This window comes from Zeaxanthinibacter sp. PT1 (assembly GCF_028464225.1).
GTDB lineage: Bacteria > Bacteroidota > Bacteroidia > Flavobacteriales > Flavobacteriaceae > Zeaxanthinibacter.
In genome coordinates this window covers 166425-186368 of record NZ_JAQPCN010000003.1, presented here as the reverse complement: position 1 = coordinate 186368, position 19944 = coordinate 166425, and the positions used below count along the sequence as shown (strand labels likewise).

22 protein-coding genes and 1 tRNA gene are annotated in these 19944 nt (G+C 42.9%); 6 read left to right on the top strand and 17 right to left on the bottom strand.

Features of this window, described 5'->3' with window-relative positions; translation table 11 throughout:
* Positions 1 to 78 precede the first annotated feature (78 nt).
* Positions 79 to 1485, top strand: coding sequence for a cardiolipin synthase (gene cls, locus PP178_RS10275; RefSeq protein ID WP_272594255.1), 1407 nt, complete (start codon positions 79 to 81; stop codon positions 1483 to 1485).
* Here the strand turns inward: cls and PP178_RS10270 are convergent.
* From PP178_RS10270 to PP178_RS10215, 12 genes are all read right to left on the bottom strand, one after another.
* On the bottom strand, positions 1480 to 2487 hold the full coding sequence (locus PP178_RS10270) for a 2-hydroxyacid dehydrogenase (RefSeq protein ID WP_272594254.1): 1008 nt from the start codon (positions 2485 to 2487) through the stop codon (positions 1480 to 1482). The two genes, cls and PP178_RS10270, sit on opposite strands and share 6 nt — an antisense overlap.
* Positions 2468 to 3136, bottom strand: coding sequence for a hypothetical protein (locus tag PP178_RS10265; RefSeq protein ID WP_272594253.1), 669 nt, complete (start codon positions 3134 to 3136; stop codon positions 2468 to 2470). The genes PP178_RS10270 and PP178_RS10265 overlap by 20 nt, the downstream gene beginning before the upstream one ends.
* On the bottom strand, positions 3133 to 3570 hold the full coding sequence (locus tag PP178_RS10260; RefSeq protein WP_272594252.1) for a hypothetical protein: 438 nt from the start codon (positions 3568 to 3570) through the stop codon (positions 3133 to 3135). Before PP178_RS10260 ends, PP178_RS10265 begins: the two co-directional genes overlap by 4 nt.
* A gap of 89 nt (positions 3571 to 3659) precedes the next feature.
* Positions 3660 to 4076: a hypothetical protein gene (locus tag PP178_RS10255; RefSeq protein WP_272594251.1), complete on the bottom strand. Its 417-nt coding sequence runs from the start codon at positions 4074 to 4076 to the stop codon at positions 3660 to 3662.
* 64 nt (positions 4077 to 4140) lie between these two features.
* Positions 4141 to 5043, bottom strand: a complete 903-nt coding sequence (locus PP178_RS10250; RefSeq protein ID WP_272594250.1) for a mechanosensitive ion channel family protein — start codon at positions 5041 to 5043, stop codon at positions 4141 to 4143.
* 23 nt (positions 5044 to 5066) lie between these two features.
* Positions 5067 to 5471, bottom strand: a complete 405-nt coding sequence (locus tag PP178_RS10245; protein ID WP_272594249.1) for a hypothetical protein — start codon at positions 5469 to 5471, stop codon at positions 5067 to 5069.
* Positions 5472 to 5482: 11 nt separating this feature from the next.
* Entirely contained in the window at positions 5483 to 6328 is an 846-nt protein-coding gene (locus tag PP178_RS10240) for a universal stress protein (RefSeq protein WP_272594248.1), read from the bottom strand.
* 93 nt (positions 6329 to 6421) lie between these two features.
* On the bottom strand, positions 6422 to 7270 hold the full coding sequence (locus PP178_RS10235) for a universal stress protein (RefSeq protein ID WP_272594247.1): 849 nt from the start codon (positions 7268 to 7270) through the stop codon (positions 6422 to 6424).
* A gap of 18 nt (positions 7271 to 7288) precedes the next feature.
* Positions 7289 to 8134: a universal stress protein gene (locus PP178_RS10230; RefSeq protein WP_272594246.1), complete on the bottom strand. Its 846-nt coding sequence runs from the start codon at positions 8132 to 8134 to the stop codon at positions 7289 to 7291.
* 107 nt (positions 8135 to 8241) lie between these two features.
* Complete coding sequence (locus PP178_RS10225) at positions 8242 to 9081, bottom strand: universal stress protein (protein WP_272594245.1); 840 nt, start codon at positions 9079 to 9081, stop codon at positions 8242 to 8244.
* A gap of 104 nt (positions 9082 to 9185) precedes the next feature.
* Positions 9186 to 10232, bottom strand: a complete 1047-nt coding sequence (locus tag PP178_RS10220) for a response regulator (RefSeq protein ID WP_272594244.1) — start codon at positions 10230 to 10232, stop codon at positions 9186 to 9188.
* Positions 10233 to 10300: 68 nt separating this feature from the next.
* On the bottom strand, positions 10301 to 11524 hold the full coding sequence (locus PP178_RS10215) for a PAS domain-containing sensor histidine kinase (RefSeq protein ID WP_272594243.1): 1224 nt from the start codon (positions 11522 to 11524) through the stop codon (positions 10301 to 10303).
* A 128-nt stretch (positions 11525 to 11652) separates the two neighbouring features.
* Between PP178_RS10215 and PP178_RS10210 the strand changes: the two genes are divergently transcribed.
* Complete coding sequence (locus PP178_RS10210) at positions 11653 to 11910, top strand: hypothetical protein (RefSeq protein ID WP_272594242.1); 258 nt, start codon at positions 11653 to 11655, stop codon at positions 11908 to 11910.
* A gap of 29 nt (positions 11911 to 11939) precedes the next feature.
* Complete coding sequence (locus PP178_RS10205) at positions 11940 to 12344, top strand: hypothetical protein (protein WP_272594241.1); 405 nt, start codon at positions 11940 to 11942, stop codon at positions 12342 to 12344.
* Here PP178_RS10205 and PP178_RS10200 read toward each other — a convergent pair.
* Together PP178_RS10200 and PP178_RS10195 are read right to left on the bottom strand one after the other, a co-directional pair.
* Entirely contained in the window at positions 12334 to 13170 is an 837-nt protein-coding gene (locus PP178_RS10200; RefSeq protein ID WP_272594240.1) for a universal stress protein, read from the bottom strand. The two genes, PP178_RS10205 and PP178_RS10200, sit on opposite strands and share 11 nt — an antisense overlap.
* A gap of 58 nt (positions 13171 to 13228) precedes the next feature.
* Complete coding sequence (locus tag PP178_RS10195) at positions 13229 to 14062, bottom strand: universal stress protein (protein ID WP_272594239.1); 834 nt, start codon at positions 14060 to 14062, stop codon at positions 13229 to 13231.
* Between the two features lie 113 nt (positions 14063 to 14175).
* On the opposite strand from PP178_RS10195, the gene PP178_RS10190 reads away from it, so the two are divergent.
* A complete protein-coding gene (locus tag PP178_RS10190) occupies positions 14176 to 14628 on the top strand; it encodes a hypothetical protein (protein ID WP_272594238.1) in 453 nt (150 codons plus the stop codon).
* On the opposite strand, the gene PP178_RS10185 is transcribed toward PP178_RS10190, so the two are convergent.
* A complete protein-coding gene (locus PP178_RS10185) occupies positions 14625 to 15362 on the bottom strand; it encodes a sulfite exporter TauE/SafE family protein (RefSeq protein WP_272594237.1) in 738 nt (245 codons plus the stop codon). The genes PP178_RS10190 and PP178_RS10185 overlap by 4 nt on opposite strands.
* Before the next feature lie 195 nt (positions 15363 to 15557).
* Here PP178_RS10185 and PP178_RS10180 point away from each other — a divergent pair.
* Together PP178_RS10180 and PP178_RS10175 are read left to right on the top strand one after the other, a co-directional pair.
* A tRNA-Leu gene (locus tag PP178_RS10180) sits at positions 15558 to 15641 on the top strand.
* Between the two features lie 920 nt (positions 15642 to 16561).
* A complete protein-coding gene (locus PP178_RS10175; RefSeq protein ID WP_272594236.1) occupies positions 16562 to 17812 on the top strand; it encodes an NAD(P)/FAD-dependent oxidoreductase in 1251 nt (416 codons plus the stop codon).
* Here PP178_RS10175 and PP178_RS10170 read toward each other — a convergent pair whose 3' ends face one another.
* Both PP178_RS10170 and PP178_RS10165 read right to left on the bottom strand, forming a co-directional pair.
* Entirely contained in the window at positions 17813 to 18535 is a 723-nt protein-coding gene (locus PP178_RS10170) for a 3-keto-disaccharide hydrolase (RefSeq protein WP_272594235.1), read from the bottom strand. It abuts the gene before it with no gap.
* A 10-nt stretch (positions 18536 to 18545) separates the two neighbouring features.
* Complete coding sequence (locus PP178_RS10165; protein WP_272594234.1) at positions 18546 to 19907, bottom strand: Gfo/Idh/MocA family protein; 1362 nt, start codon at positions 19905 to 19907, stop codon at positions 18546 to 18548.
* Positions 19908 to 19944: the final 37 nt, after the last annotated feature.

Genomic DNA, 19944 nt, shown 5'->3' with positions numbered 1-19944 from the left:
ATAGAAAATAATACAACTGACAGATGTCATCAACATAAAATATTCTAAAGACTACCTTTAATTTCTAAACGCATTCCAATGTTAGTGGCCTCCATTATCATCCTGTATAGCCTGGTAGCGCTATTCCTGGTTTTCAGCTTATTAATCAACGGTGTCAGACCCGCAAAAACCCTCGGTTGGCTATTGGCCATTTTTACTATCCCGGTCGGTGGGGCTTTATTTTACTGGATGATGGGAAGAAATCATCGCAAAAATGTTTTATCAAAATTGAAAAAAGAAACCCTTGCCCTACCCCATTCCCATATAGATCCTGCTCTCCCGGGTGATTCTGAAAAATACCTGAAAGTAATGCAACTGATCAACAATACTTGTGCCTTCCCTCCCACAACGGGAAACGAAGTGCATTATTTAAAAAACGGGGAAGCGACCTTTAATGCCATTTTTAAAACGATGCAGGATGCCAGGTCATATATCCATCTTCAATACTACATCTTTGAAGAAGGCGTATTAGCAGAGAGACTATTGCGGTTATTTGAACAAAAAATAACGGAAGGAATACAGGTTCGGCTGATCTACGATGGGGTTGGCAGTTATTCACTCAGTTCGGCATACCGAAAAAAATTAAGATCTATAGGGGTGGAGGTTTATTCATTCTTACCTTTTAAATTTTCGCGATTTCTCGATTCGATCAATTACCGGAACCATAGAAAGATCATTGTAGTTGATGGGGCGATAGCTTTTACCGGCGGCATAAATATTTCTGATAAGTATCTGAAAGGGTCAGAACCCTTAGGGTTATGGCATGATATGCACCTGCAGATCAGCGGGCCCGCCGCATGGCAACTCGCAATGGTCTTTGAAATGGATTGGATCATGGTTACAGGTGAAAAACCGGGAATGAAGTCTCCTGCCTTCAAGGTGAGAAAGGAATCGTCCCGGAAAAACGTACAGGTTGTTTACAGTGGACCGGATGATATTTACCCGAATATAGAACAGGTATTCTTAACCCTGATCAGTACAGCCAGGAAATATATTTACATCACTAATCCCTACATCATACCTACTCCGGAAATTCTGAAAACGTTACAAGTGGCTTCCCTTAGCGGTGTAGATGTCCGTCTCTTAATGTCTGAGAAAAGTGATAGCAGACTTGTTTACTGGAGCGTACATTCTTACATAGAATCAATGCTCAGAGCAGGTATCAGGATATTTATGTTCCCCCAGGGATTCCTTCATAGTAAGATCATTGTATGTGATGATGACATTGCCACCATAGGAACTACCAATATAGATGCTAGGAGTTTTGAGCATAACTATGAAATTAATGCCCTGGTGTATGACGCGGATTTCAGTAAGGATCTGCGAAAAGATTTTGAACACGATTGCCGGGAATCCAGGGAACTGGATTACGAGATGTTACTACAGCGACCGGTAAGGCAGCGACTAAAAGAGGGTATCGCGAGAATCTTTGCCCCTGTCCTATGACATCATCGTTTCTATTCCCAGCTCATTTTTGCAGGGTAAATTCTGATCCCAGGCCCAGAGGTTTTCTATGGTCATTTCAGCTATATTCTCTATAGCTTCCTGCGTTACGAATGCCTGGTGCGGAGTGATTAGCACATTGGGCAGGTTTCGTAGCTTCTTAAAACGTTCATCACTGATTCCATTGCCGGAATGATCCCTGAAAAACAAGCCTCTTTCTTTTTCATATACATCGGTGGCATAGCCGGCAATCTGCCCCTTTTCCAAGGCTTCAATCAGCGCATTGGTCTGCACAACGGCACCCCTGGCCGTATTTACCAGTATGGCTGAAGGTTTCATCCAACTCAGCTTCTCTTCGTCAATAAAATAATAGTTCTCATAGGTGAGTGGAATATGAATACTGATCACATCAGAAGCCGTGAATAAATCATTAATCTCTACATATTTTACCAGCCCAAGTTCAACCATGTTATTATCCGGAAGCGGATCTGTTGCCAGCACTTCACAACCAAAACCTTTCATGATCTTCGCCATTACCGTACCAATACGCCCGGTGCCTAATATCCCGATGGTTTTACCGTGAAGGTTAAAACCCATAAGATCATCCAGCAAAAAATAATCCTGGTGCAACTGCCGGTCCGCTCGGACTATTTTCCGAACCAATGCCAATAATATGGCTGTTGCGTGTTCTGCTATGGCATGAGGGGAATAATCGGGAACATTGGCCACTTTGAGACCGATACGTTTTGCTGCCTTAAGATGTATATTGTTGTAACCGGCTGACCTGATCGCTATATACTTAACGCCTAAATCATGGAGTTTTTCCAATACAAGTTGAGAAGCATCATCCCCGGAAAAGATAGAAATAGCGTCATACCCCACCGCCTTCTGAGCCGTTCGCGTATCGAGAGACATTTCAGTAAAATGCATGGTGATGCGATCTTGGTTGGCCTTATATAAGAATGGCTTTTCAAATTCTTTGGCACTAAAGACTAGTAGTTTCATCCTCGGTTTTTTTTCTGATTATCAGGTCTTGTTCCTGTAGGGCGTACACCAGCAGTTGAATATAATCGTCCACCACTTTTCCAACGTTCTTAGGATCCGTAATTTCTATGGTTCCCCGCCAGATAAGCTTTCTGTCCTTCCCTACACAAATACAATAGAGGGAAGTCTCTGCGTAATATACATCATAATCCTGGTAGTAATTTTTGTTGAAGTAGATACCTTGATTAGAATTATAATCCTCTTTAAATCCATCCATATAAGTTTCCCAGTCCAGCACTTGTTCCCTAAAAGTTCTTTTATTCTCGTATCCAATGATCTTGGTAAACAGGATCGCATCAAAATCTTTATCCAGCAATTGCTGTTCCACCTCATCCAATTCTTCTTCAGACCTGGCCGAATCCGTAAATGCGACATCAAAAATATCCAAGCTCCGCATGGCTTCAATATCCCTTTTAATAAACTCATCTCTCATATTAGTTTCAAACAGGAGTCTTGCCCTTTCGTTCTGTGTCATTCCTACGACCAGTACTTTGTAGGCATCAAATAGTACGATATCCGGGTTTTTCCAACTGCTGACAAGGCTGGTCGAGGAACATCCGGAAGCAGATAGTAATAGGGATAGGATGATGATTAGCGGAAATTTTTTCATGGCATCAATTTCTTGGTTTTTCTTTTTTTCAGTTGGGCTGTTAATAGCTTAAAAAATTGGGTCTTGAGTTCCTGGTAGCGTTTGCGATAATCCTTTAAATGATCAGAGAGATTTTTGTGGGTTTTCAGGTAGGCACTTTCCATCTCCAACTGATCAACCTTATCAGTCATGATCTTAAGTTGGTTCCCGTGCAATTGCACCTTTTCTTTCAAGTGTACCAATTCGTTCTCTATGGATAGAAGCTCCGAAACTTTTTGCTTTGCTACTTCAAAATTTGAAGTCTGGGTAAGCTCAATGGTAAAATCTTTAATTAAATCGTTCAGAAATCGCTGCTCGTCACACATAAAGTCGAGCTCAGAAATCCACATTTTTGTCTCGTTATGCAGAGAGTCAGGGTCTAACCATTCCTGTATCTTTACTGATTTTTTCTTCATGGTATTACATTTACTATTAACTAACCTCCTCTACATTTCGCCGAATTCAATTCTATATTAGGGTTCTCTAATCCTCCGGCAACTTTTGTTCAGGCTTTTCTTTTTTTCAAAATACCTCCGGCGTAGTTGAATATCTCCGATTTTAATTCTCCATATAGCGTTAAATATTTCTCTACCTGGGCCTGGAGCTGCTCATGTCCCGGCACGGAGGAATCCTTGGCAAGCTGATGCGTACTTTTTATAAGTTCCGCGAGCTCTTGCATGTGTATATCGATCAATTTTTTAAGGTCCTCTTTAGTATTCCAAATTTGCTCAAGACGTTGCCCGTATTCTGACAATCGTTCGAATAAATTCGGGGTGTTGGGTTCAAATACATCGGAATGGAGCAATTGATCAATAAAGGACAGCTCATCTTCAGTAAACCGGATCTTAGTAATCCATGTCCTTGATTCTTGGGTCAGGTGGTCCAATTTTGTGGATAATGCCGGGCTTGAGTATGATTCCATAACAATAGGATTACTAGCTAAATCTACTGTATGGCGTTAAGCTCGGGAATGATTTCGGTCAGGTTCAGGAAGATTGCATGCGTACATCCACTTCGGGAATTTTCAGGAGTTGCAGGGTCGATGAAGCGAAGATCACGGACTCTCCCTTACTTTTGAAAACCGATTCTATACGTTCAAAAAGATCCTGTTGCATCTTTCTCCTTTTCTTGTAATCGGTAATATACCGAAGGTTCAGTTGTATCCAGTTATCTGTCAATTTAACTGCTACATTTGGTTCTAAGGCTGCATCTTCTATGTAATATCGCTCTACAAGTTCTTTCCACTTGGATGTAGACGCAGTGGTATACGCAGCCAAGAGCGTATTAGCTTCCTGCAGCACTAGCCTCTTTGCCTCTTCCAGGTCAGATTGGTAAGTGATCAGTACGTTGAGTTCGTCCCAGACAAACGGAAAATCCAGGGAGTAGTTGTGAATTGGTCCCTTAAAAACATAGGCATTACTAATTTTAACAATCCGGCCCGAGTAATTGTCCGTACTCACCCAGGCTCCAATCTCCATCAGGGTGGTATAAATACTGTCTATATCGATCACATCCCCGGTGATACCATTGATCTCTATCCGGTCTCCCGGTTTATAGACGCGCACTGCGAAAATATAAAAAGACCCCGCAACACTCAGGATCAGCTCTTGCAGGGTAAAAGTAAGGCCCGCCGTAAACAGACCTATTATTATGGTATAATCCCGAACATTATCTACGGTGACAAATAAAATTACCAACAGTATGATCATGAAATATCCCAGGATCTCGATAAGTTTCTGAGTCTTATACCTGAAAACGGTGTTCTCTATCCGTTTCCGTGCACTTCTCCTGAAAAAAGTAACGACCGCAACCGTAACACCAATCCATAGAAGTAGCTTCAACAGTTTGATAAAAGCAGGGTCGGCCAGGAGTTCTCTAATGGAATCCATCAATTGCGGTAATTGAACAAGGTTCAGTCTTTAAAACATTCACGCACAAGGGCTCGGAATTGGTTTTCGGTCATGCTGTCTGCTGTGGCAACCAGTTTCACCTTTTCGGCCAATCTTCTTTTTTTGGTGCTCAGTGCATCTAAAAATTTCTGGTTTGTCCCAGCCGGGCCATATAGGGCGATATTATCCGCCTCGCTTAATGCAGTGGCCAGTTTATCAAAATATATATTCAACTGATGCTTTTCGCGTTCAAGGTATTTGCTGTCCTGCACTACTTCTTGTGGACCCCAGCGCACCTTAGATCTCGACCCACCCTTGGGATGAAAGAACTCGAGCTCAGAGCTCAGGGTACTAAAATCTTCTTGTCCTTTTTCCAAAGACACTATATGTGCCTTCTCCTTATCCATCCAAACTCCTATATTTTTCATGGTTCTAATTTTTAGCGGTGATCATTAAGTGCGAGAATGGGAATCTTGTAGTGATAGCCCGCTTCTTCTATCAAGGGCTTGTCAAAGATTGAAGCTAAAAAACCGTGCTTCCTGTTCGTGAAAGCTACAAGGTCACAATCGTTATCTTCTATAAATTTTCCAATTGCCCTGTGAACATGTTGTTTCTCCAGTTCGTGAAATTGATGGTCTAGCCCGTCCAGGATACTATCCAATAATTTTTTATTGCTTTCTTGTACCCTGGTAAGTGTGGCTTCACGTTTAATATGTACAATATGGATAAAGGACCCAAAATCCCTGGCTATATCTATCATGTAGTGGAGTTCTCTCCTTTTAAATTCCGTTTTATAATCGGTAGGAAAGGCAATTGTCTTGGGGGAGCTGAAACGAACATTGTTCGGCACTGCGAGAACAGGGCATGATTGAAGCTGTTTCATGACATTGACCGTAATGGTACCAAATAAACTGGTCTCCACATCTCGAACACCTTTGGTCCCCATAACTACCAGGTCTATATCCTTCTTAGCAATGCTATCTTTAACACCGTCATAGACAGAGTTAAATGTAGAGATCAGTTTTACCTTGTGTTTTGAGTTTTCTCCATGTAAACTCAACTGTTTCTCAAACTTGCGCAGACCTTCTTCAGATTGTTCTCTCTGGCTCTCATAGCCGGGTTCACCGGCTTCGGGCACACTCATATTGGCCGTGGAAAAGGCCCGTTGATATACGTTAAGTAGATAAAACTCACATTCGTGCTCGTGGTAAAGATCAAGAGCATACCTAGCTGCGTTGAGGGCATTCTTAGAAAAATCAGTGGGTAATAGAATTCGTTTTTTCATGGCAAGGCTCTTGTTTGTGTTTATATAAAAATAGCTTCGTTCTGTATGCAGTTCAATGATTTTGGTCAGTCTCCGGTTACAACTCTGCCAAGGTTATCTGGGGTTGGTATGTGGCATTACCATAAAAGGGATTTTGATATGAAATGCCAGTTTTTTAATTACAGGATCAATAAATAGCCTCTCAAAGAAGGTGTGCTTATTGCGGATCATGGCCAACATATTCACTTTAGTCTTTATTTGGAACTGGTTAATCCCATCTATGATTTCACAGGGTGGAAGTTCGTGGAAGAGGTGAGGTACCTCTTTGAGAACCCTATCAAGTTGTTCTTTGTGAGCTTTTTGGTCCGGTGCTAATGGATAACCCGTGGCAATGTGGAGGACCTCTATACTTGAACCGTGCATTTTGACCAAGTTGATTAACGGGGCCAACTCGTGTTGGTCATAGGAAATCTCGAAATCGGTGGGAAACAGCACTTCCGTAAGATGCTCGTATTCAAAGTCGTTCGGAATCAATATTACCGGGCAAGTAGAACGTTTCACCACATGTGCACTATTAGATCCAAGAAAGATCTCCTTGGCACCTGTGGCTCCTTGTGTTCCCATGATAACCATATGAGCTCCCTCGTTTACTGTCATTTCCAGGATTTCTGCCACCAGGGTATTAAATGCTTCATGAGGAATAAATGAATGCAGGGGATTATTAAACTCTGACTCCAATTTCTCGACCGCAGCTTTAAGCTTTTCCTGTGCCTGTTGCTGTAATACATCTCCCAGACCTATCTGCCCCGGAAATTCCAATACATATTCCGGTCTGTAAACTGCCGGGGTATAGGTGTGCATCAGGTAGAAGATCACCTCTTCATTTTCAAATAATTTTATCGCGTAACGAATAGCATTGAATGAATTTTCGGAAAAGTCTGTGGGTAGAATAATCTTCATCATGATGTGGAAAATTTTGAATTAGCGACTTAGGTTCTGAAGCACCATAAATGGGATTTCGAGCTTTAATGCAAGAATATCTACAGTTGAAGGGTACAACATATCTTCCAGGTGCGAATTGCGACTATTTACCATAACCAGCATCTGAATGTTATGCTGCTCGATTGCCTTGAGGATCGCGGCGGTCTTGTCTTTCAGACCTGAAGTCTCAAAGAACATCTGGGGTTCCCCAAGTCCGCATCTTAAGAACTCCCGGTTATCCTCTTGTCGCATAGAGAGCTTAGAAACAGGATTTATATATAGCACATGTACCGTGGACCGGAAAGACGCGATCATATTACAGAGTAATTTTAATTCTCTTCGCTTGTAAGGGATCATATAATCTGTAGGGAACAGGATCTGCTTAGGTTGCGCATAGCTATAGTTTGCCGGGATGGCAAGAACCGGGCAATGCACATATTTAAATACCTGCACCGTATTGCTACCGAATGTTTTATTACGATCGTCAGTTTCGCCACGGGTGCCCATTACCACTATATCCGCATTAATGTCAATAACTAAGTCATTGATCACATCGGTCAATGTTCCAAATTCGGTTTGCCTATAGATCTTATGCCTGGGATTGGGAGCATAAGAATGCATTTTGGCTTCTATTTTTTCCAAGCCCGAAGCTGCCGCATTTTCCACCATATGCTTTCCCTTTTCAAAAGCTTCCCGATCCTTACCGGAATACTTTTGATATACCTCATCAGCGTAGGCGTGCACGAGGTAAAAATCACTTCTCTCGTACTTAAATACCTGGCATGCGCACTTTAATGCATTGAATGCATTTTCTGAAAAATCGGTGGGAATTATTACTTTTCTCATGATTCCATTTTCAACGGTCCATAAATGTATTCTTCTCTGTATCTAAATTTTATGATATCAGTCAGCTAGGGACAATTTTTAAAGAAAAAATTCTAAAGAGAAAGGATTTATTCATGTAGCACCAGGAATGGAATTTCGGTGTGGTAACTGAATTTTTCTACAATAGGACGGAATAGGATTCGCTGTAGGAAATTTAAGTTCTTAGCTACCATGACAGCCAATTGAATATCCCTGCTTTCAATAAAACATTGAAGTGAGGTTTCTACTGAGGTTCCTCTCAGCGTATGGAAAGTATGGGATGCTCCATTCAGGTACTCATGCAGCAATTCCTTGTGCTTTTCCTGTTCAGACGTCAGATCTTTGGATTGGGTTGCAATATGAAGAATCCTGAGATTAGCCCGGTATTTTTTTAACAGGCTTACTAAGATTTCTAAAACCTTAAGGTCATAGTTGATCTGGTAATCGGTAGGAAAAACGATTTCTTTTAGCTCTTCATAGACGGCATTTTCAGGCACCACCAGAACAGGACATTTTACCCGGGTTATTACATTGCCGGTATTACTGCCAATGGTAATTTTCTTGAGCCCGGAAGCTCCCCGTGTACCCATAATGATCAGGTCTATTTTATAGTCCTCGATCTGTGATTTGATTCCGTCTACAAATAGTCCGGTGTTTGCCAGGGTTGCCAGGGTATGATTTCCGTCTAACCCCAGGTCCCTGATACGCAGAATTAGATCCTCCAGGTTGCGTTTTCGTTCTTTGAGGATTTGGTCCCGTAGCTCAGGTGTATTAGCCGTAATAGTGCTTTCAGCTGCAATAAATACGGGTTTTACCTGAATATAGGAAAGGTATATAACGCACTCGCGCCCCTTAAGGAGTTCCATGCCATACTTAATGGCATTCCAAGCGTTCTCAGAGAAATCTGTCGGGATCAATATTCGGATCATGCCTATGGATAATTGGAGTAATATGCTTCAAAATTATTCCCCAATTCCCGGGCATCCTATGATGAAGATCAGTTCTTAAATCATCCTATAGAATAGTACAGTAGTCAACTCATTCTTTCCAGCGCCTCTCGATCAAGGATACGAATGTCCCTGTTCTTTATCTCTATCAGTCCCTCGTCTTTAAAACCGGAAAGTGTGCGTATGAGGGTTTCGGTTGCAATCCCAGCGACACTTGCCAGGTCGCTCCTCAGTACGTGTATGTCCCCTGATATATCTCCGGGGATTTTTTCGGCAAAGCGTAACAATGTGGCCGCTGTTTTTTTTCTTACAGAGCCATAGGCCATCTGTAGCAATTGTTTTTTTGCTTCAGTCAATGAGTCAGAGAGGTACTGCATAAAATTCAGGGCCAGATCAGGATCGCCCACCAGTACCTCTTTGATGGTTTCTTTGGCCAATCCCACCAATTCCGTTTCTTCCAGGGCTGTAGCATAATCTTTATAAGGGATATTCTGACTGAAACTGATCAGTCCGAAAATATCATCTGCCTTAAATAAGCCGGTGATCAGTTCTTTACCCTGCTCATCAAGCACATAGGTCTTCACACTGCCTTTAAGTACCAGATACACGGTATTAGAATTATCCCCTTGTACATATATACTTTCACCCGGAGAAAAACTGAATTCTTTTCCCTCATCATCCATCAGGTTTTTCAGTTCATGCAGGTTCCTGGGTTTTTTGTTCCCGGGATCTGACTCCCCGGTCCTGTCTAATTCCTTAAGGATCGCCATTTTGGCTAACCGACTTTCAATTGCTCCTATCAGCTCAGATTCTTCAAAGGGTTTTGTCAGGTAGTCGTCTGCACCTAGCTCCATTCCCTTACGCACATCACTACGTTCCGTTTTGGCGGTCAGGAAAACGAAGGGAATCCTCCTGGTTCTCGGCTCTTCAGATAAGGCTTTAAGAACGCCATATCCATCTATTTCGGGCATCATAATGTCACACAGGATTACATCCGGAGTTTCATTCATGGCTGCATCTATTCCTTTTTTTCCATTGGCAGCTGTAATCACCGAATAATTGGAGAGTTCCAATAATTCGGCCGTGGTTTCCCTTAGCACCGGGTCGTCTTCAATTAATAGGATCTTTTTCATTGGAGGCTGGTTTATCAAATGCTTATTCTACTTTCAATTTACATGTTAATTTCCAAATCTGTAAAAATTTATCCTTCAATCGGAAGCGCCATGGTAAACGTCGTTCCCACATTCAGTTCACTTTTAAAATTGATTGATCCACCAAGGTTCTTCAGATGGCCACGGACAATATTCAGACCTATTCCCGTACCTTGTGTTAACAATACATTTTCTGCCCTGAAATACCGGTCAAAAATATGTTTCTGATCCTTTTCCGGTATCCCGATCCCGTGATCCTTTACATGGAACAAGATCATTTGGTTATCAAATTCAACCTCCAGGTCGATCTCTGAATCTTCGGGGGAATATTTGACTGCATTATAAAGCAGGTTAGACAATGCCAGTTTTAAGATCTTTTCATCCTGGAAAATGGAAACATCATCAATATTCTGGGGCAAATTGATACTCTGCCCGGTTTTAAGAATCATATTGGTATTATATACCACCTCGTTAATGACCTTACTCAGGGAGAAATGTCCTTTCCTGTAAATTTCTTTCCCCTGGTCTAAACGTTCTATAGAGAGAAAATCGTTCAGGATACCATTAAGCCTTTTTACTTCCCCAAAAATAGTCTGTAAATGCTTCTCTCTTTTCTCCTGCTGCTCACTCTCTTTATACTTACCCACCAGCGTTGCCGAGGTCATGATTCCGCTTAATGGAGTTTTAAATTCATGTGATACCAACGAAAGAAACTTAGTCTTTAGTTCGTTCAGTTCTTTTTCTCGCTGTAAAGCAGTTTTGATGAGTGCCTCTGCCTGTTTCCTGCGCTTGATCTCTTTTTGAAGTTCTGCAACCGTATTACTTAATTCCTGGGTGCGATGTTGAATCTTCTCTTCCAGGTGGGCGTTTAATTCCATGATCTGGCTGTCCTTATCCCGTAATTCAGTCATGTCATAGACCAGGGCAAGAACATAATTTCCTTCAGGAAGGGTAAACGGATTAAGACCAACTTCTAACGGGAACTGTTCACCTGTTTTTCGCAATCCATATAAACTGCGACCTTCAGCCATCCTTTTTTGCTGGTTCTTTTTGTAAAAGCCTTTAACATGGTCTTTGTGAACCCCGTGATATTTTGGCGGGATAATCACCGCCAGCGGTTTGCCTTCCAGTTCACCTACATCATACCGGAAAAGTCGATCTGCCCTTTTATTGGTGGCGACGATATCCTGCTTTTCATTCACCACAACAATGCCTTCTGATATTGCTTCAGAAAGCATTCTGAAGACCGTATCGTTCTGTTCAAATGCCCGCATACCATAAATGTACATCTTTTTCTATATCAGCCATAATGCCATTGTCGATTAAGGAAGTGTGAACCATGACTCCGATCATGGCAAGAAATACCACAACCTACTACCTTGACTTTTTAAATTCTATAATCATGAAAGTACTGGCTCACATTAAAAACTTTTCCTCTATTTCTGATAAGTTGAAAATACAGAGGAACTTGGCAAAAATCATGAACGTGCGTATCTTGGATTCGGATATGCACACCAAGGTGCTCACCATTATTTGCGGCAATGAGCTCGCCTTGGAACAAGCCATCCAGGAACTGAGACGAATAGGTTTACCGGCCACTTTCGAGGTTCTCAACGGACAAAAACGCAGTAGAAAAATGCAACCAATTACTGTTAAATAAATAGAAGTCAACTATTAAGACCATGAATTATGGAACAAAGCGAAAAAATCATTTCAGAATTTTACCAGCACTTAGGTAGGTTGTTCTATGCCGTCGCAAACGCCGACAAAAGAATTCATCCAAAAGAAGTAGATGCCTTGTTGAAAGACGTAAGGAGATATTGGCTGGACGTAGATGAAGGGCTTGATGAAACTGGGACCGATGCCGCCTACCAGATAGAAATTGTCTTTGATTGGTTGATGTCCGAAGAGCTGGAACCTGATGATCATTTTAAGGAATTTTCTACATTCTATAAGGAAAACCAAAGCCTTTTCAGCCCAAAAATTAAAGAGTTAACTCGTAAAACGGCAAAGGATATTGCTGGCTCATTTGCGGGAAAGAATAAATCAGAACTCATTATACTGGCCAAATTAGACCAGTTATTCACATCTTAAATGTCATAACCGGGATAGGCGCATGGTTGACCAGGTCTTCCCCTACACTACCCAGGAAGAAATGAGATAATCCTTTCCTTCCATGGGTTAGGACCCCAATGACATCTGCATCCTCCTCCCCGGCCTGGTAGTAGAGGCCCTGCTCCAGGGAATAATCTGAAATGAAGATTTGGTCTATCTGCTCGGGTATCTTCTCGGGATGGGCCTGTTGCATAAATTCCGCAGCTATTTCTCTCATCCGGGCTGTACTTGTATAACTCATGTTAGGTAGGTTAACATGTATAAGGCATATACGGCAGCCCCATGCTAAAAACCATTGTACCGCTCTTTTATAGACCTCTAATTGCTCTTTTTTATAATCGATGGCCAGTACCACCACTTTCGGGTTAAAGTCATGAACACGTTCTTTTATCACCAACACCGGTACTTCAATGGACCGCACCACCTTTTCAGTATTAGAACCCACAAATATTTCCCCTACTCCCGAGGTTCCGTGAGATCCCATAACAATTAAGTCTATGGCGTTTTCCTGTACCACGTTGTTTATCTCTTGAAAAAGCTTGTAATTCTGTAAAATGACTTTTACTTCGATTCCTTTAAGCTGAGGGTTATCTAGGATCACCTTAAATTTCTTCCTGGCGATTTTCATATAGTATTCTGCCTCTGCCTCCTTCTGCGAATAATCCTGGTACAACACGGATTGCGCCAGTCCCAGCATATGGAATAAGTAAAGTTCACTACTGTGATCTTTGGCAAGGGTAGCTGCGACCTCTATTGCAAACTCAGAATGCGGAGAAAAATCAACCGGTACAAGGATTCTTTTCATTACTCCATCAGGGTTCATAAGTCTATAATTTTAAATGGTCTTAGTTTAATATATAAGATCAGGAGATGAATCCCAATACCGGAGTGGAGGTATTCTTGCCCATGGTCTTCACACGGTCTTTATGAAAGAGACTCCGGATCACTCCTTTGCCCTTTCGTTCCAGCATTACGACAAGGTCTACCGCATTGGTTTCTACATATTCCTTCAGGTTGTTGATTATCTTACCCGGATAAAGCATCATAAATGAGAGATCGTCATAGGCTATTTCCTGATCCAGTAATTCCTGGAACCACTGCATTTGCTCTGCACTCGTATACTCTCCTTCTACCGGAACATGGATTATAACCACTGAAGCCCGGTACGCTTTAGCAACCGGGAGTATAAACTTCAGGGCTTCCAGGTCTTTCATTTCAAAATCCGTCGCATAAATGATCTTCTTGATCTTTTTATGACGTTTGGAATTAGGAACCAGGAGCACCGGGCATTCGGATTTTTCTAATAAGGCATGTGCTATATTTTCTGCCAATAATCCTCTTTCAGAGTGTTCATCTTTTATCCCTACCACCAGTAGGTCGGGTTGTAGTTCCTTGGCCCGTTCCAGGATACCCTGAGAAACCGACAAGTTGTTCACTACATCCAGGTTGAGCTCAACCTTGGGTGACCCAATGCTGAGGTATCTACTACAATAATTTTTTAGAATTTCCATTCGTTCATGATAAGGGGAGAGTACCAGCGGTTCATCACTCATCCTGGCTTTCGCCTGTAACTGTTCAAAGTGATAAACATTGAGTACGGTGAGTTTTGCTCCCAGTATCTCGCATAACTTATAGATATAGCGCATCGCTGGTTCTGCGTGCTTTGAACAATCCGTGGCGTAGAGAATATTCTTCATAGTAAGAAAATTATAAGTCTAAACTATACCATTGACCTTTCCCTGCAAATGACGATTGTCATTCCTTTACTTGCCTACCCACTTTACTTTTACAGCAGTTAATACTAATTACTATGATTACAGCAGAAACCAACAACCTACAGGGATCTTCTAAAAGACCTAATTGGAAAAAGTGCTACATCCTGGCAAATCATTGGAAATCCGACCTGGAATTTTATCGTGAAGAACTTCGCCACTTACACCATATAATCAACAGCTACAGTATTTGGATCGTCAAGGAAGATAACCAGCATTTATTAGAGACCATGGAACGTAAGCTGTATCAAACCAGGACGATGTGCGAAGAACTTATCCATCGAGTGAGTACCCACGTAATGGACCTGGGACGATATGTGGAAAAAGATACACTAAAAGCTTCTGCTCGGCTGACCGATATACATACCGCTTTAGGGAAAGACATTACAGCATTCGTACACAGTTATCGGAATTGCCGGAAAGAAATTTTTTCAAATACAGAAACTATTCTTGACACTGAAAAAGATGTCGCAATCATATCAAGGGATTAGTAACGGGCAGATGCAAGTACTAGGGTAGAAACACCAATGCCAAATAAGAGCAACAAGACGATCTTCTTAAAAAGTTGCTGACTGATCCCTACCAGCAGACGCTTCCCAATATAGGTTCCTGCAACCCCCACCAAAAAAAGAATAGGCACCAGGTAAAGCTCGCTCCAACCAATATAACCACTCGTGGTATACACAACGCTTCTGCTCAGATCTACCCCCATGTCAATTATGGCCGAGGTAGCTATGAATTTATCCTTCTTTAAATTATAAGCCGAAAGGGTAGCGCCCCTGATCGCACCACCGGTTCCCAGTAATCCTGCAATAAAACCAGAGAAAACTCCACCTGCGAAGGCGTTTTTCTTAGTCGGACTAATCTCCAGGTCCTTTTTAATCAGGAACAATAAGCTGAAAAGGATCAGGAAAATCCCCAAAGCTAAGTTCAGTATTTCCCCCTTAACATACCTGCTCAGCAGACTGCCGGCTATGACAAAAAATACTGCAGGAATTCCCAGGTACAGTACAAGGTTCTTATCAAATCCTTTTCTGAATAAAACAATTTTGGAAAAATTACTGCTAAGATGAAATAATGCTGTTAACCCCAGGACCGTTTTGAATGCCATAAAATAACTGGCCATAGGTACAAAAAAAACGGAAGAACCGAATCCCCCGATCGTACCGATGACTTCGGCCAGAATGGCCAGAATAACAAAAATGGGCAAATCCTGTAAATCCATACAGCTAGCAATAGGTGTTAAAACTATCTATCTACCGGTGGGTGTGGAATGACACTGCTCATGCAAAAACGGTCATTCCCTTCAGCTAAATCCGGAAATACCATTTTATGTTGTGGGTATAAAATTAGCTTTCTATCTTTGCAGCCCTGTGAAACTCATCCTTGAGTGGATCAGGGTGAAAAATCGTTAATTCGAGCCCACGTGGTGGAATTGGTAGACACGCTACCTTGAGGGGGTAGTGTTCGCAAGGACGTGCTGGTTCGACTCCAGTCGTGGGCACAGAGCCTCTTACTTCGGTAAGGGGCTTTTTTTTGTCCGAAGTTTAAGCTTTGATTTTGACCATCCATATATTCCTGGCAGGCTGGCTTGCGGGTTGGCAGTTCGCAATTCAACGTTTGGAGAAGGAAGAAAATCATTTTCCTATGCGCGCAACATTCCTGTCACCGGTTCAAAAATCTGCAACTATACCCCAGTTAACATTCTAACTCTGGCCCTATGTCGCTCTGTAACGATGTCGCTCTGTCCCTATGTCCCTATGTCCCTATGTCCCTTTGTACCCATGTAACCCTGTAACCCTGTAACCCCCGCCCGTACCGGACGGCACGTTCGGGCGGGCTGTAACCTTATAACCTTGTAACCCAAGAAAAACACTGCAAGCTTTATGCACGGAAAGCGATTAACTTGAAACCGGGGCGGGGTCGAAGGCCCCGTGGGGCCGGTTGCAGTAGGCAGTATGCTGTTTGCAGTAAGCAGCCTGCGCGAATAATCCGCAAGGCTTGAGCGGGTTAGCAGTTTGCCCGAAAAGGCCGGCGGAATGGGCGAGGTCCTAGGTCTTTTCGGGTTTGAGGTTCGAGGTTCGAGGTTCGAGGTTCGAGGTTCGAGGTTCAAATACTTCAAAGTAAATTGAGTTTATACTTGTTGCTCCATTTATTATCAAAACAGGGATTTCACCGATTCCATTATCTTCATCTATAGCTCAGTTCCCTCTGTCTCTCTGTCCCTATGTCCCTTTGTACCTATGTCCCTTTTAACCTTTGTAACCCTGTCCCTTTGTAACTTTGTAACTCTGTCCTATGTCTGTCTCTCCCCCAGATCAAGCAAATTATAAATATAAGATCAGCCATGTATTTTCATATGGAGATATCCACGGAATGATTACTTTAGTCCTGTTTGTCAACTTCTACAATCTATCAGGTTTTATGAGTAAACACGTATTGATCATAGGCGGGGGAATCGTAGGATTAAGCTGCGCTTATTATGCCTTAAAGGATGGCCATAAGGTTACCATCCTGGATCGCTCTGATATGAGTAGTGGGGCATCCTATGTCAATGCAGGCTATCTTACTCCCAGCCATATCATACCCTTGTCCTCCCCGGGAATGATGGCTAAAGGACTAAAGTATATGCTTAATGGCAGTAGCCCCTTTTACATGAAACCAAGGTGGGATATGGATTTTTTCCGTTGGATCTGGCAGTTTAATAAGTCGGCTACCCAAAACCACGTAGAAAAAGCCATTCCCTTGATCAGGGATATCAACCTGCTGAGTAAGGACTTATTCACAGATCTCCATCATTCAGGAGACCTCGGAGATTTTCAACTTGAAAAGAAAGGACTACTAATGCTTTACAAAACCCGGAAAGAAGAGCTGCGCGAAAAGGAAGTGGCTAAAAGAGCGGGTGAGGAAGGCTTGGAGAAAGCAGAGCTAAACAGGGAACAATTACTGCAATTACAGCCCAATGCCAACAAAGATGTACTGGGTGCCGTACACTATTTATGTGATGGGCATACGACCCCAAATGAATTCATGAAAAAAATGAAAGCATACCTGAGGGAAAAGGGGGTTCAGATAAAAACTCTTGAAGAAGTACAGAATTTCAAGATTCGGAAAGACAAAGTTGTGGCGGTGGAGACCGACATCGACACCTACCCTGCAGATGAATTTGTGATTGCTTCCGGGGCATGGAGCGAAGGTCTTTTTAAGAAGCTTGGCTTATCCATGCATATGCAAGCCGGTAAAGGATACCGGATCAATGTGCAGCGAGATACCGGTATCTTACTACCGGCAGTATTGATGGAGGCAAAAGTAGCCGTAACTCCTATGCGTGGGTTCACGAGGTTTGCAGGGACTATGGAATTCTCCGGCTTAAACCACGTTCTGCGCAAAAAACGAATCCAGGCAATCGCAAGAGCGGGAGAATCCTATTACGATGGGTTAAAAATAACCGATGAGGAATTGTCTGAAGCCCAGTGTGGGTTACGCCCAGTTACCCCGGATGGATTGCCCTATATCGGGCGGACTTCTAAATATCAAAACATCACCATTGCCACAGGGCATGCCATGATGGGTTGGAGCCTGGGTCCCGCAACTGGTCTATTGGTGAGCGAGATCATCGGACAAAAAAAACCATCCATGAATATGGATGGCTTTATGCCTGAACGAAAATTCTGATCAGAGTCTTCGTACCTTTACGTTCCTGTACCAAACCCCTGCTCCATGATCTTGTAATGCCAGGTAACCGTCATTGGTTTTACCGTAATCCGGGAAATCAGTCCACTTACCACTATTCCGTTTGGTTTTCCAATCTTCTGAATTCTTATCAAACTCCACGATTTTCTCCCCATTGAGCCAGTGCTCCACCTTGCCCTGGTTAAAAATAATTCGCCCACTATTCCAGCTTCCAGCCGGATTTAGTTCTTTTTTATCGTTGGCCACATGCATCGCATAATTAGCCCCGGCTTTTTGCCAGTCCTCAAGGGGACCATCATAGCCGGCGTCATCAAGAACCTGGTATTCTGGAGCGGTCTGGTAGGGTGAATGATAAATGGTGTCTTCTACAACATGGTAAAACACTCCACTATTACCACCTTCAGTAATTTTCCATTCAAATGCCAGCTCAAAATTATCAAAGGTCTCGGTACTGATAATATCTCCCCCCATATCCCCGGCTTTGCCGTAACAGGTGATCAGGCTATCCCCAATAGACCAGTTAGAAGGTAAGCTGTCCTGGTTGTATCCCCTCCAATCCTCTGGTTCCATAAGACTGATCCAGTCATGTTCCTGTGACATGGATTCTTCCTGGGCAGTTGCCTCTACTTCTTTCTCTTCTTTATTCTCCCCTTTGCAAGCGATCAGGCTTATACATAATAAGAGTGGTAAGTATATTTTTTTCATCGGTATTATTTTAAATTAATTTCATTTTTATAGGATCCCATTTCATGGCTTTATCCTGATAATAACTGTCATTGCATAATAATGCCGGAGCAGCGGCCCTGTATCCGAAGATGGCATCTTCGGCCACAGATTGTCCCCCGCGGATGGCCTGTAACCAATTGGCAAAATGATCGTAATGAGCTCCCTTATAGCCTTCCTCCGCCATATAGACAACCTCATCCTGTGGTCTCATTTTTTTACGGCTGGTGTCGGCGCCTTTGCGCTCGGCCTGGGCTTGCAAAAATGGATCTTCCTCACCCTGGTACTTATTTCTTTGCAGGGTTACCTTTTCCCATTCTACGTTCATCGAGCCTTCACTTCCAACAATACGCAAGTAAGTAGTTCCTGAGGTTCCATCGACAAAATTACACCGCAGCGAAAGGTTAAATGCAGGGTGTTGCTCTACTTCCGGGTAATCAAATACCCCTAGCAATACGTCAGGGACTTCCCTCCCATCTTTCCAATACCTGAGCCCTCCTGAGGAGTATATCTGATCTGGCCCCATAGACCCGGTTATGAAATGCAGACTGGAAAATAAGTGTACAAAGAGATCACCAGACATTCCCGTCCCGTAATCACGGTAGTTACGCCATCGGAAAAAACGTGTGGCATCAAATGGTCTTTTTTCGGTGGTCTGTATAAAGGTATCCCAGTCTACCGTCTGTGGGGAGGCATCCTCAGGTATAGTGTACTGCCAGGCTCCCGTAGGACTTCTTCGCGCCCAGAATCCTTCTGCATAATTGATATCACCAATGGCCCCTTGTGCCAACAATTCCCTTGCTTTTTCATTCCCCAGTGATGACATTCCCTGGCTTCCTACCTGGAAAACCATTCCTGTCTCTTTCTGAGCTTTGATCACATCGTGGCCTTCATCAATACTGTGTACCATTGGCTTCTCGCAGTACACGTGCTTCCCGGCTTTCATCGCATCTACACTGATCTTTTTATGCCAGTGATCCGGGGTGGCCACGATAACTGCATCTATATCCGGCATGGCGAGGATCTCGCGGTAATCCTTGGTCGTCATCAAGTCTTTCCCAAACATGCTGCGTGCACGCTCTAAGTGACCATCGTACAAGTCACAAACCGCCCTCAAAACTACTCCCTGGTGACGAAGCGCAGTTTTGGTGTCTTCCAACCCCATCCCCCCTGCCCCGATCAGGGCTAAATTCACCATGTCGTTCGCACTGTATATCCTGCGATCGGATAAGGAAATAATTTCTTTGGCCGGACTGGATGAACTCAGCAGTGCAGGTGCCCCTGCCACGGCTAATGCTCCGGTACCAAGCCTGGTGAGGAATTGCTTCCTGCTCTGTTTTTTATTGGCTCCCATAATCAATTTTCTGTGGTGGTTAATAGCTCTAAATATA

Bases quoted from the DNA above. Each gene is read 5' to 3' on its own strand.
- cls (WP_272594255.1), top strand. From the start codon at position 79: ATGTTAGTGGCCTCCATTATCATCCTGTATAGCCTGGTAGCGCTATTC.
- PP178_RS10270 (WP_272594254.1), bottom strand. From the start codon at position 2,487: ATGAAACTACTAGTCTTTAGTGCCAAAGAATTTGAAAAGCCATTCTTA.
- PP178_RS10265 (WP_272594253.1), bottom strand. From the start codon at position 3,136: ATGAAAAAATTTCCGCTAATCATCATCCTATCCCTATTACTATCTGCT.
- PP178_RS10260 (WP_272594252.1), bottom strand. From the start codon at position 3,570: ATGAAGAAAAAATCAGTAAAGATACAGGAATGGTTAGACCCTGACTCT.
- PP178_RS10255 (WP_272594251.1), bottom strand. From the start codon at position 4,076: ATGGAATCATACTCAAGCCCGGCATTATCCACAAAATTGGACCACCTG.
- PP178_RS10250 (WP_272594250.1), bottom strand. From the start codon at position 5,043: ATGGATTCCATTAGAGAACTCCTGGCCGACCCTGCTTTTATCAAACTG.
- PP178_RS10245 (WP_272594249.1), bottom strand. From the start codon at position 5,471: ATGAAAAATATAGGAGTTTGGATGGATAAGGAGAAGGCACATATAGTG.
- PP178_RS10240 (WP_272594248.1), bottom strand. From the start codon at position 6,328: ATGAAAAAACGAATTCTATTACCCACTGATTTTTCTAAGAATGCCCTC.
- PP178_RS10235 (WP_272594247.1), bottom strand. From the start codon at position 7,270: ATGATGAAGATTATTCTACCCACAGACTTTTCCGAAAATTCATTCAAT.
- PP178_RS10230 (WP_272594246.1), bottom strand. From the start codon at position 8,134: ATGAGAAAAGTAATAATTCCCACCGATTTTTCAGAAAATGCATTCAAT.
- PP178_RS10225 (WP_272594245.1), bottom strand. From the start codon at position 9,081: ATGATCCGAATATTGATCCCGACAGATTTCTCTGAGAACGCTTGGAAT.
- PP178_RS10220 (WP_272594244.1), bottom strand. From the start codon at position 10,232: ATGAAAAAGATCCTATTAATTGAAGACGACCCGGTGCTAAGGGAAACC.
- PP178_RS10215 (WP_272594243.1), bottom strand. From the start codon at position 11,524: ATGCGGGCATTTGAACAGAACGATACGGTCTTCAGAATGCTTTCTGAA.
- PP178_RS10210 (WP_272594242.1), top strand. From the start codon at position 11,653: ATGAAAGTACTGGCTCACATTAAAAACTTTTCCTCTATTTCTGATAAG.
- PP178_RS10205 (WP_272594241.1), top strand. From the start codon at position 11,940: ATGGAACAAAGCGAAAAAATCATTTCAGAATTTTACCAGCACTTAGGT.
- PP178_RS10200 (WP_272594240.1), bottom strand. From the start codon at position 13,170: ATGAAAAGAATCCTTGTACCGGTTGATTTTTCTCCGCATTCTGAGTTT.
- PP178_RS10195 (WP_272594239.1), bottom strand. From the start codon at position 14,062: ATGAAGAATATTCTCTACGCCACGGATTGTTCAAAGCACGCAGAACCA.
- PP178_RS10190 (WP_272594238.1), top strand. From the start codon at position 14,176: ATGATTACAGCAGAAACCAACAACCTACAGGGATCTTCTAAAAGACCT.
- PP178_RS10185 (WP_272594237.1), bottom strand. From the start codon at position 15,362: ATGGATTTACAGGATTTGCCCATTTTTGTTATTCTGGCCATTCTGGCC.
- PP178_RS10175 (WP_272594236.1), top strand. From the start codon at position 16,562: ATGAGTAAACACGTATTGATCATAGGCGGGGGAATCGTAGGATTAAGC.
- PP178_RS10170 (WP_272594235.1), bottom strand. From the start codon at position 18,535: ATGAAAAAAATATACTTACCACTCTTATTATGTATAAGCCTGATCGCT.
- PP178_RS10165 (WP_272594234.1), bottom strand. From the start codon at position 19,907: ATGGGAGCCAATAAAAAACAGAGCAGGAAGCAATTCCTCACCAGGCTT.